The organism is Streptomyces sichuanensis (assembly GCF_020328095.1).
Lineage (GTDB): Bacteria > Actinomycetota > Actinomycetes > Streptomycetales > Streptomycetaceae > Streptomyces > Streptomyces cinnamoneus.
Genome location: NZ_JAIXMK010000188.1, coordinates 1 through 11,534, shown reverse-complemented (window position 1 = coordinate 11,534; position 11,534 = coordinate 1). Strand labels below are relative to the sequence as shown.

Annotated in this window: 10 protein-coding genes; 9 read left to right on the top strand and 1 reads right to left on the bottom strand. The window is 71.6% G+C overall.

The window, feature by feature from the left end; genetic code table 11:
* Both LE181_RS30365 and LE181_RS30360 read left to right on the top strand, forming a co-directional pair.
* Positions 1-1,232: serine/threonine kinase C-terminal domain-containing protein (locus LE181_RS30365; RefSeq protein WP_505016593.1), on the top strand; the 1,232-nt coding region annotated here is incomplete at its 5' end.
* 144 nt (positions 1,233-1,376) lie between these two features.
* The gene (locus LE181_RS30360; RefSeq protein ID WP_225664723.1) at positions 1,377-2,660 is read left to right on the top strand and encodes a geranylgeranyl reductase family protein; all 1,284 of its coding nucleotides are present in this window, start codon (positions 1,377-1,379) and stop codon (positions 2,658-2,660) included.
* Between the two features lie 477 nt (positions 2,661-3,137).
* On the opposite strand, the gene LE181_RS30355 is transcribed toward LE181_RS30360, so the two are convergent.
* Positions 3,138-3,944, bottom strand: a complete 807-nt coding sequence (locus tag LE181_RS30355) for a C40 family peptidase (RefSeq protein WP_225664722.1) — start codon at positions 3,942-3,944, stop codon at positions 3,138-3,140.
* Between the two features lie 746 nt (positions 3,945-4,690).
* Between LE181_RS30355 and LE181_RS30350 the strand changes: the two genes are divergently transcribed.
* The 7 genes from LE181_RS30350 to LE181_RS30320 form a co-directional block, all read left to right on the top strand.
* Positions 4,691-5,050 carry an NADH-quinone oxidoreductase subunit A gene (locus tag LE181_RS30350; RefSeq protein WP_071964090.1) on the top strand — a complete coding sequence of 120 codons (360 nt, stop codon included), beginning with the start codon at positions 4,691-4,693 and terminating at the stop codon, positions 5,048-5,050.
* Between the two features lie 13 nt (positions 5,051-5,063).
* On the top strand, positions 5,064-5,618 hold the full coding sequence (locus LE181_RS30345; RefSeq protein WP_225664721.1) for a NuoB/complex I 20 kDa subunit family protein: 555 nt from the start codon (positions 5,064-5,066) through the stop codon (positions 5,616-5,618).
* Positions 5,615-6,346: an NADH-quinone oxidoreductase subunit C gene (locus LE181_RS30340; protein ID WP_225664720.1), complete on the top strand. Its 732-nt coding sequence runs from the start codon at positions 5,615-5,617 to the stop codon at positions 6,344-6,346. Before LE181_RS30345 ends, LE181_RS30340 begins: the two co-directional genes overlap by 4 nt.
* Positions 6,346-7,686 carry an NADH-quinone oxidoreductase subunit D gene (locus tag LE181_RS30335; protein ID WP_225664719.1) on the top strand — a complete coding sequence of 447 codons (1,341 nt, stop codon included), beginning with the start codon at positions 6,346-6,348 and terminating at the stop codon, positions 7,684-7,686. Before LE181_RS30340 ends, LE181_RS30335 begins: the two co-directional genes overlap by 1 nt.
* A 109-nt stretch (positions 7,687-7,795) precedes the next feature.
* On the top strand, positions 7,796-8,605 hold the full coding sequence (nuoE, locus tag LE181_RS30330; protein WP_225664724.1) for an NADH-quinone oxidoreductase subunit NuoE: 810 nt from the start codon (positions 7,796-7,798) through the stop codon (positions 8,603-8,605).
* A complete protein-coding gene (nuoF, locus tag LE181_RS30325; RefSeq protein ID WP_225664718.1) occupies positions 8,602-9,972 on the top strand; it encodes an NADH-quinone oxidoreductase subunit NuoF in 1,371 nt (456 codons plus the stop codon). Before nuoE ends, nuoF begins: the two co-directional genes overlap by 4 nt.
* The coding region (locus LE181_RS30320) for an NADH-quinone oxidoreductase subunit G (protein ID WP_225664717.1) at positions 9,969-11,534 on the top strand (1,566 nt) is incomplete at its 3' end. The genes nuoF and LE181_RS30320, both read left to right, overlap by 4 nt.

Genomic DNA, 11,534 nt, shown 5'->3' with positions numbered 1-11,534 from the left:
CCGCCCCGCAGTCCGTCCCGGCCGGGGGCACTGTCCCGCAGCCGATGCCCGGCGCGCCGTCCGCAGGCGCAGCCAGCGGAGCCGGCCAGCACCCCGCCGGGGCGTCCGCCCCCGCCGGGGCCACTGTCCCGCAGTCGACGCCGGTCGCGTCGCCCGCGCAGGGCGGGCCGTCCGCAGGCGGAGCCAGCGGAGCCGGCCGGCACCCCGCCGGTGCCTCGGCCTCTGCCGGGGCGACGGCCCCGCAGTCCGTCCCGGCCGGGGGCACCGTCCCCCAGCCGATGCCCGGCGCGCCGTCCGCAGGCGCAGCCAGCGGAGCCGACCGGCACCCCGCCGGAGCCTCCGCCCCCGCCGGGGCGATCGCCCCGCAGCCGGGATCCGCCGCATCCGCCGCGCCCGCTGCCTCCGCCCACGGCGGAGCCGGTTGGCAGGCTGCCGCCGGGGCCTTCGGCCCCACCGGCTCGGTGACCGCTCAGCAGCCGGTGCTGCCCGCGTCGGGGGCGGCCGGTGGGGGGACGTCGGCGCGGGCCGGGAGCCGGGTGCTCGTGTGGGTGGCCGTCGGGCTGGCGGCGTTTCTCGTCGGGGGCGTCGGCACCGCCGGCGTCATGTTCGTGCAGCAGCGCGACGGCAAGGAGGATGCCAAGAACACGGCCCCCTCCGCCTCGCCGCAGGCCCCGCAGCAGGGGCCGGCGCCCTCCGGAGCCCCCTCGGGCTCACCGGCCCCGTCCGCCTCGGCCTCCGCCTCCGCCTCCGCCTCCAGGATCGGCCCGCCCGGGGGCGAGCTCCCCAAGGGCTACCAGCGGATGACCTCCCCCGAGGGCTTCTCCCTCGCGCTGCCCGAGTACTGGCAGCGCGAGAACCGCGGCAACAACCAGATCGACTACCACGGCCCCACCGGCCCCGGTCAGATCCGCATCGGCATCGGGCCGAGCGGCGGCAAGTCGTCGTACGACCACTTCCGGGAGATGGAGAAGCAGGTCTCCGCGCAGGACGAGTACCGGAAGCTCCAGATGACGGCCAACACCTTCCTGGGCCGCCCGGGCGCCCTGTGGGAGTGGACCTGGAAGGACAAGAACGGCGAGGTCATGCACGCCCTGAACCAGGCGTACGTGGATGAGAGCGGTAAGGAGTACGCCATCATGTTCTCCGAGCGCGAGCGCCTCTACCCGGAGGCCCGCAAGATCTTCGACACCGCCCTGCAGTTCTGGTGGGTCGGCCCGTACGACTGGAGCTAGGCACCCCCGGCCCGCGCACGGCAGCGGGCCGGAACGGACGGGAGCGGACGGGAGCGGAAGGGGAACGGCGGTCGCCGACCTTCCGTTCCCTTCCGGCTCATAGACTCGGCGACGACCAGTCCCTCGCCGAACGGGAGAGCCGCCGTGACCGAGTCCCCTACCGAACACAGTGCTGATGTGATCGTCGTCGGGGCCGGCCCGTCCGGCTCCACGACCGCGTACTACCTGGCCAAGGCCGGCCTCGACGTCCTCCTCCTGGAGAAGACGGCCTTCCCGCGCGAGAAGGTCTGCGGCGACGGCCTCACCCCGCGCGCCACCAAGCAGCTCGTGGCCATGGGCATCGACGTCTCCGAGGAAGCCGGCTGGCTGCGCAACAAGGGCCTGCGCATCATCGGCGGCGGCGTCCGCCTGGAGCTCGACTGGCCGGAGCTGGCCTCCTTCCCCGACTACGGCCTGGTCCGCAAGCGCGACGACTTCGACGAGCAGCTCGCCCAGCAGGCCGTGAAGGCAGGCGCCCGGCTGTACGAGCGCTGCAACGTCGGCACCCCCGTCGTCGACGACCGCACCGGCCGCATCACCGGCGTCGAGGCGAAGCTGGGCGAGGAGAAGACCCCGGTCACCTTCCACGCGCCGCTCGTCGTCGCCGCCGACGGCAACTCCTCCCGGCTCTCCCTCGGCATGGGCCTGCACCGCCGCGAGGACCGCCCCATGGGCGTGGCCGTGCGGACGTACTTCACCTCCCCGCGCCACGACGACGACTACCTGGAGTCCTGGCTGGAGCTGTGGGACCGGCGCGGGCCCCAGGACCGGCTGCTCCCGGGCTACGGCTGGATCTTCGGCATGGGCGACGGCACGAGCAACGTCGGCCTCGGCGTCCTGAACACCTCCGCCTCCTTCAAGGAGCTGGACTGGCGGGAGGTCCTCAAGGCGTGGTGCGCCTCGATGCCGGAGGAGTGGGGCTACACCCCGGAGAACATGACCGGCCCCATCCGCGGCGCCGCCCTGCCCATGGCCTTCAACCGCCAGCCGCACTACACCCGCGGCCTGCTGCTGGTCGGCGACGCGGGCGGGCTCGTCAACCCGTTCAACGGCGAGGGAATCGCCTATGCGATGGAGTCCGGGCAGCTCGCCGCCGACGTGATCGTCCAGGCCCACGCCCGCGCCTCGCACGCCCAGCGGGAGCTGGCCCTCCAGCGCTACCCGAAGGTCCTCAAGGACACCTACGGCGGCTACTACACGCTCGGCCGGGCGTTCGTGAAGCTCATCGGCAACCCGAAGATCATGAAGCTGGCGGCCGACCGCGGGCTGACCCACCCGCTGCTGATGAAGTTCACGCTGAAGATGCTGGCCAACCTGACCGACCCGACCGGCGGCGACGCGATGGACCGCATCATCAACGGCCTGACCAAGGTGGCCCCGCGCTCGTAGCCACGGTCGTGGCCGGCTCGTAGCCGCACTCGTGGGGGTGCTTCGGACCCCCACGAACCGATTCACCCTTTCGAGTAGCTTTCGCGCCGTTTCGGCGTGTTGGCTTTACGGAAGTAATGGGGGGAGTCCAGTTCCGTTTGGGTGCGGAACGGGCTCGTGGTGAAGGACCTGTGAGGGCCCCGTACCCCGCCCGTCGCGCGAACGCCCCCGCGCGGCGGGCGGCCTCATGAGTGCCAGTCCCCCCGCCGCCTGCGCACTCGTGGCCCGGCCGGCCCTTGCGCGGCCCGAGGGATTCGACCTCTGCCGAAGGGGTTTGCCCCGCAGCCCGGCCGCGCCGCAGACTCCACGTACCGGCACAGGGGGGACCGGGTGCCCGTGGACAACGGGGGTGGGCACCCGGCATGCCGAAGGGCCGCCGTCCCGAGCGGGGGGAACGGCGGCCCTTCCGTGTTCGTGTGCGCCGGGGCGCACCGCGCGTCACATGACGCGGACGGCACCCGTGGGCGGGGAGTAGCTCATGCTGCGCTCGACGATGCCCGTGCTCGGGTTCTGCGCGCCGATGAACTTGCCGCCGCCGACGTAGACGGCGACGTGGTACGCGCTGCCCACGGAGCCCCAGTAGAGGATGTCCCCGACCTTGAGGTTGGAGGTCGACACCTGGGTGCCGGCGGTCGACTGGTCCTGCGAGACGCGCGGCAGGTCGATGCCGATCTGGCTGTAGGCAGCCATGACCAGGCCCGAGCAGTCGTAGGAGGACGGGCCGGTGGAGCCCATCACGTACGCCTTGCCGACCTGGGCGCGCAGGAAGTCGACCAGCGTCGCGGCGCTGCCCGTGGCGGTGGAGGAGGACGAGGAGGAGCCCGAGGTGGACTTCGTGCCCAGGGAGCCGCGCTCGCTGTCGCGCGAGGCGCGGGCCTCGTCGGCCTCGCGCTTCTCCTTGGCCTTGCGCTCGGCCTCGGCCTTGCGCTCGGCCTCTTCCTTCGCCTTCTTGGCGTCGGCCTTGGCCTGGTCGAGGGCGTCCTCGACCTGTGCGCGGACCTGGTAGTCCACAGCGGTCTGCTGCGTGGCGACCGCGCTCTGCGCGATGGAGGCGGAGAGCTCCGCGTTGAACGCGGGCATCTCCGCAGTCGCCTCGGTGGGCTTCTCGGCGGTGGTGGCGGAAGCGGTGCCGGCCACGGCCAGGGTGCTGAGGACGCCACCGGCAACACCCGTGCGGACGACCCACGACTGGGTCGCGGGGCGACGGGGCTTCCGGTGGCTGGTTATGTGCGCGTTCGGGGACATGGACAACGGACTATCAGGCCGCGCAGGTTGAGTTCAAGATAAGTGACGTGCGTCACAATTGGCGTGGACGCGCCCAGAATCCGGGCCTCCGGGTCACGAGGGGGTCACGGCGCACGGTCCGGCCGGGAGGGCGATCAAGCGCCTCATCACGGCATTTGACGGTCGGTCGGCTGCCGAGCGGACGTCTTATCACCTTTATGGTCCGCGCGTCGAGGCTACCCAGGAAAACCGGACCCTGAACCTCTCGGCGCGTGGCGGAACTCACGCAACGCCCGTCCCGTACGGGTCCGGGCCCTCCCGCTGCCGGAGGTGCCCGGCGGACGGCCGCCACCCCAGGGGGCGGCCCTCCTTTATCAGTTGACGGATGATCGCACCAATTTGCCAGAACGCGCCATGGCTTGATAATGCCTCACCCGCTCGCGACCCCCTCCGACCAGCATCGGGGCCTCGGAATGTCACCTCTAGTGATCACTCAACCGCTTCGCGTATGAAGATCACCGCTCATCCGGCTTGATGATCGTTCGTCAGGTGGTGGAGATCACAAACGTGGTCGTGTTCGCCGTGTCGCAGATCACAGACCGACGGGCATAGGATGCAGTCGAACCGGGCTTGTGAACTGCCTCACATGCTGGTGATCTTCGCGCCACCCCGCGGAGCCGGCCGGCTCGCCGGCGAGGGGCGGTGACACGCCGCAGGGCCCGGTCAGCCAGCAGTCAGCGTCGACAGACTGGAAGGAGCGAGGAGCGGTGAACGCCTACGCGCCCATCCTCGTACTGGGAGCCCTCGGTGCAGGCTTCGCGATCTTTTCCGTGGTCATGGCATCGATCATCGGCCCCAAGCGGTACAACCGCGCCAAGCTAGAGGCGTACGAATGCGGCATCGAGCCGACCCCGCACCCGGCCGGTGGCGGTCGCTTCCCGATCAAGTACTACCTGACGGCGATGCTCTTCATCGTCTTCGACATCGAGATCGTCTTCCTCTACCCCTGGGCCGTCACCTTCGACTCCCTGGGGTTGTTCGGGCTCGTGGAGATGCTCCTCTTCGTGCTCACCGTTTTCGTCGCCTACGCCTACGTATGGCGTCGCGGCGGCCTGGAATGGGACTAGGGGGCGCGCCGACATGGGACTAGAGGAGAAGCTGCCCAGCGGCTTTCTGCTGACCACCGTCGAACAGGCCGCGGGATGGGTGCGCAAGGCGTCCGTCTTCCCGGCCACCTTCGGCCTCGCCTGCTGCGCCATCGAGATGATGACCACCGGCGCCGGCCGCTACGACCTCGCCCGCTTCGGCATGGAGGTCTTCCGCGGCTCGCCCCGCCAGGCCGATCTGATGATCGTCGCGGGCCGGGTCAGCCAGAAGATGGCGCCCGTGCTGCGGCAGGTCTACGACCAGATGCCGAACCCCAAGTGGGTGATCTCCATGGGCGTCTGCGCGTCCAGCGGCGGCATGTTCAACAACTACGCGATCGTGCAGGGCGTCGACCACATCGTGCCGGTCGACATCTACCTGCCCGGCTGTCCGCCCCGGCCCGAGATGCTCCTGGACGCGATCCTCAAGCTGCACAAGAAGATCCAGTCCGAGAAGCTCGGCGCCCACCGCGAGGAGGCCGAGCGCGAGGCGGAGCAGGCGGCGCTCAAGGCCCTGCCGCTGATCGAGATGAAGGGGCTGCTCCGATGAGCGAGCACGAAGGCACCCCGGCCGATCAGGTCCCCGCCCAGCGGGAGGAGTCCGGCGAGGTCATCGGCGTCCGCCGCGGCATGTTCGGCGCCAACAACGGCGGCGACACCACCGGCTACGGCCGGCTCGTCCGCACCGTACGGCTGCCCGGCAGCACCGCCCGGCCCTACGGCGGCTGGTTCGACGAGGTGGCCGACGAGCTGGAGGGCGCCCTGGAGGAGCAGGGACTGCTCCCGGAGAACGCGATCGAGAAGACCGTCGTGGACCGCGGCGAGCTCACCTTCCACATCGCCCGCGAGCACCTGCCGCTCGTCGCCCGCACCCTGCGCGACGACCCCGCGCTCCGCTTCGAGCTGTGCACGGGCGTGAGCGGAGTGCACTTCCCCGGCACCGCGTCGGACCAGCACGTGGGCCGCGAGCTGCACGCCGTCTACCACCTGCGCTCGATCACCCACAACCGGCTGATCAGGCTGGAGGTGAGCGCCCCCGACACCGACCCGCACATCCCGTCGATCGTCGGCGTCTACCCGACCAACGACTGGCACGAGCGCGAGACCTACGACTTCTTCGGCATCGTCTTCGACGGCCACCCGGCGCTCACGCGGATCATGATGCCCGACGACTGGCAGGGCTTCCCGCAGCGCAAGGACTACCCCCTCGGCGGCATCCCCGTCGAGTACAAGGGCGCCCAGATCCCGGCTCCGGACCAGCGGAGGTCGTACAGCTGATGTCCACCCCCTCCACCCCGCACGAAGCCCCCGCCGGCCGCCGCGAGACCACCGAGGGCACCGTCTACACCGTCACCGGCGGCGACTGGGACGAGATCGCCTCGGCCGCCAAGCAGGCCGACGACGAGCGCATCGTCGTGAACATGGGCCCCCAGCACCCCTCCACCCACGGAGTGCTCCGGCTCATCCTGGAGATCGACGGCGAGACGGTCACCGAGGCCCGCTGCGGCATCGGCTACCTCCACACCGGCATCGAGAAGAACCTCGAATTCCGGAACTGGACCCAGGGCACCACGTTCGTGACGCGCATGGACTACCTGACGCCGTTCTTCAACGAGGCGGCGTACTGCCTCGGCGTCGAGAAGCTCCTGGGCATCGAGGAGCAGATCCCCGACCGCGCCACCGTCATCCGGGTCATGCTCATGGAGCTGAACCGAATCTCCTCCCACCTGGTGGCCATCGCCACCGGCGGCATGGAGCTCGGCGCCACCACGATCATGATCTATGGGTTCCGGGACCGCGAGCTCGTCCTCGACATCTTCGAGCTCGTCACCGGCCTGCGCATGAACCACGCCTACGTGCGCCCCGGCGGCCTCGCCCAGGACCTGCCGCCCGGCGCCGTGGACCAGGTGCGCGAGTTCGTGAAGAAGATGCGCCGCAACCTGCCGGAGTACGACAAGCTCGCCACCGGCAACCCCATCTTCAAGGGCCGCATGCAGGACGTCGGCTACCTCGACCTCGCGGGCTGCATGGCGCTCGGTGCCACCGGCCCCATCCTGCGCTCCGCCGGCCTCCCGCACGACCTGCGCAAGGCCCAGCCGTACTGCGGCTACGAGAGCTACGACTTCGACGTCCCCACCGCCGACACCTGCGACGCCTACGGGCGCTTCCTGATCCGGCTGGAGGAGATGCGCCAGTCGCTGCGGATCGTCGAGCAGTGCCTGGACCGGCTCCAGCCGGGGCCCGTCATGGTCGCGGACAAGAAGATCGCCTGGCCCGCGCAGCTGGCGCTCGGCCCGGACGGCCTCGGCAACTCCCTCGACCACATCAAGAAGATCATGGGCACCTCGATGGAGGCCCTGATCCACCACTTCAAGCTGGTGACCGAGGGCTTCCGGGTGCCGCCGGGGCAGGCGTACACGGCCGTGGAGTCCCCCAAGGGCGAGCTCGGCGTGCACGTGGTCAGCGACGGCGGCACCCGGCCCTACCGGGTCCACTTCCGCGACCCCTCCTTCACCAACCTCCAGGCCGTGGCGGCCATGTGCGAAGGCGGCCAGGTCGCCGACGTGATCGTGGCGGTGGCGTCCATCGACCCCGTGATGGGAGGCGTCGACCGGTGAGCGACGCACGCGCGGCCGCCGGGCCGCAGACAGCCGTGATGCCCGCGCCTCTGCGCCGTGCGGGCGGAGAAGCGAACAAGGAGGCGCGGTGAGCGACGTACAGCTGGGGATGCCGCAGCTCCCCGCGCCCGACTACCCCGCCGACGTCCGGGCCCGGCTGGAGGCGGACGCCCGCGAGGTGATCGCCCGCTACCCCGACGGCCGCAGTGCCCTGCTGCCGCTGCTGCACCTGGTGCAGGCCGAGGAGGGGCACGTCACCCGCACCGGCATCCGCTTCTGCGCGGAGCTGCTCGGGCTCACCACGGCCGAGGTCACGGCGGTCTCGACCTTCTACACGATGTACCGGCGGCGGGCCGGCGGCGACTACCAGGTCGGCGTCTGCACCAACACCCTGTGCGCGGTGCTCGGCGGAGACGCCATCTTCGACGCCCTCAAGCGCCACCTCGATGTCGGCAACGGCGAGACCACCGACGACGGCAAGGTCACCCTCGAACACATCGAGTGCAACGCGGCCTGCGACTTCGCGCCCGTCGTGATGGTCAACTGGGAGTTCTTCGACAACCAGACGCCCGAGAGCGCCACCCGCCTCGTCGACGACCTGCGGGCCGGCCGGCCCGTCGAGCCCACCCGCGGTGCGCCCCTGTGCACGTACAAGGAGACGGCCCGCATCCTGGCCGGTTTCCCCGACCTGCGGCCGGGTGCCGTCGAGGCGAGCGGCGGCGCGGGGCCCGCCTCCCTGGCCGGGCTGCGGCTGGCGAAGGGCGAGAGCGGCCCGGCCAGGGTCGGCCCGCCGCGCGGCGAGCCCCCGCAGGGCGAGCGCCCGCCCGAGCACCCCAGCTCCCACGACGCGCCCCAGAAGACATCCGCCTCGGACCCCGAGCACCCCAGCGGACCGGTCACCGAGGAGGGGGAAGGATGACCATGGCGCCCGAGATCTTCGAGACCAGCCCCGAGAAGCTGCTCTCACCCGTCCTCAGCGCGTTCTGGGACGAGCCCCGCTCCTGGACGCTGGAGACCTACCTGCGCCACGACGGCTACGAGGGCGCGCGCAAGGCACTGGCGATGACCCCCGACGACGTCATCGCCTACGTCAAGGACTCCGGGCTGCGCGGCCGCGGCGGCGCGGGCTTCCCCACGGGCATGAAGTGGCAGTTCATCCCCCAGGGCGACGGCAAGCCGCACTACCTCGTCGTCAACGCCGACGAGTCCGAGCCCGGCACCTGCAAGGACATCCCGCTCCTCTTCGCCAACCCGCACTCGCTCATCGAGGGCATGGTGATCGCCTGCTACGCGATCCGTTCCAGCCGCGCCTTCATCTATCTGCGCGGCGAGACCGTCCCCGTGCTGCGGAGGCTGCACGAGGCCGTGCGCGAGGCGTACGCGGCGGGCTACCTGGGCCGGAACGTCCTCGGCAGCGGACTCGACCTCGACATCACCGTGCACGCGGGCGCCGGCGCGTACATCTGCGGTGAGGAGACGGCGCTCCTCGACTCCCTCGAAGGGCGCCGCGGCCAGCCCCGGCTGCGGCCCCCCTTCCCGGCCGTCGCGGGCCTGTACGCCTGCCCCACGGTGGTCAACAACGTCGAGTCCATCGCCTCCGTGCCCGCGATCATGGCCCGGGGGAAGGAGTGGTTCCGTTCGATGGGCAGCGAGAAGTCCCCGGGCTTCACGCTCTACTCCCTCAGCGGCCACGTCGCGAACCCCGGCCAGTACGAGGCGCCGCTGGGCATCACGCTCGGCCAGCTGCTCGGCATGAGCGGGGGCATGCGCCCGGGCCACCGGCTCAAGTTCTGGACGCCGGGCGGCTCCTCGACGCCGCTGCTGACCGACGAGCACCTGGACGTGCCGCTGGACTACGAGGCCGTGGGCGCGGCGGGCTCGATGCTCGGCACCAAGGCCCTGCAGTGCTTCGACGAGACCACCTGCGTGGTGCGGGCCGTCACGCGCTGGACGGAGTTCTACGCCCACGAGTCCTGCGGCAAGTGCACGCCCTGCCGCGAGGGCACGTACTGGCTGGTGCAGTTGCTCCGCGACATCGAGGCGGGGCGGGGTCGCATGGCGGACCTCGACAAGCTCGCCGACATCGCCGACAACATCAACGGCAAGTCCTTCTGTGCCCTCGGTGACGGCGCCGCGAGCCCGATCTTCTCCTCGCTGAAGTACTTCCGCGGCGAGTACGAGCAGCACATCAAGGGCCGGGGCTGCCCCTTCGACCCGGCGAAGTCGACCGTCTGGGCCGACGGCCCCGCCAACCACCAGCACGCTCACCTGGGGGTGAACGCATGACCGTCGCCACGTCCGCCCCTTCCGGCGGGGGGAACGCGCCGGTTCCGCCGGAGGATCTCGTCTCCGTCACCATCGACGGGGTCCAGATCTCCGTCCCCAAGGGGACGCTCGTCATCCGGGCCGCCGAGCTGCTGGGCATCGAGATCCCGCGGTTCTGCGACCACCCGCTGCTGGACCCGGTGGGCGCCTGCCGGCAGTGCATCGTCGAGGTGGAGGGCCAGCGCAAGCCGATGGCCTCCTGCACCATCACCTGCACCGACGGCATGGTCGTCAGGTCGCAGCTCACCTCGCCCGTCGCCGAGAAGGCCCAGCGCGGCGTGATGGAGCTGCTGCTGATCAACCATCCGCTCGACTGCCCGGTCTGCGACAAGGGCGGCGAGTGCCCGCTGCAGAACCAGGCCATGTCCGCCGGCCGGGCCGACAGCCGCTTCGAGGGCCACAAGCGCACCTACGCCAAGCCGCTGCCGATCTCCCCGCAGATCCTGCTGGACCGCGAGCGGTGCGTGCTGTGCGCGCGCTGCACCCGCTTCTCCAACGAGATCGCCGGCGACCCGATGATCGAGCTGCTGGAGCGCGGGGCGCTGGAGCAGGTGGGCACGGGCGAGGGCGATCCCTTCGAGTCCTACTTCTCCGGCAACACCATCCAGATCTGCCCGGTGGGCGCGCTGACGTCGGCGGCGTACCGATTCCGCGCCCGCCCCTTCGACCTCGTCTCCTCGCCGACGGTCTGCGAGCACTGCGCGGGCGGCTGCGCGACGCGCACGGACCACCGGCGGGGCAAGGTGATGCGCCGGCTCGCGGCCGAGGACCCCGAGGTCAACGAGGAGTGGGTGTGCGACAAGGGCCGCTTCGCGTTCCGCTACGCGCAGCGGCCGGAGCGCTTCGAGACGCCGCTGGTGCGCGGCGCCGACGGGGTGCTGGAGCCGGCGAGCTGGCCGGAGGCCCTGGAGGCGGCGGCCCGCGGACTGGCGGCGGCGCGCGGCCGGGCCGGGGTCCTGCCCGGCGGCCGGCTGACCGTGGAGGACGCGTACGCCTACGCCAAGTTCGCGCGCGTGGCGCTCGACACGCACGACGTGGACTTCCGGGCGCGGGTGCACAGCGGCGAGGAGGCCGACTTCCTCGCGGCCCGCGTCGCCGGCCGGGGCCGGGACCTCGACGGCACGGGGGTGACGTACACGGCCCTGGAGCAGGCGCCCGCGGTGCTGCTGGTGGGGCTGGAGGCGGAGGAGGAGGCGCCCGGCGTCTTCCTGCGGCTGCGCAAGGCGTGGCGCAGGCGCGGTCAGCGCACGTTCGCGCTGGCCACGCACGCGACCCGGGGCCTGGTGAAGGCGGGCGGCACGCTGCTGCCGGCCGCGCCCGGCACCGAGCCGGAGTGGCTGCGGGCGCTGGCGGACGCGTCGGGCCTGGACGCGGACGGCCGTGCGGCAGCGGAGGCGCTGCGCGCCGACGGCTCGCTGATCGTCGTCGGGGAACGGCTGGCGGGCGTGCCCGGCGGGCTGACGGCGGCCGTGGCCGCGGCCACGGCGACCGGTGCCCGCCTGGTGTGGATGCCGCGGCGGGCG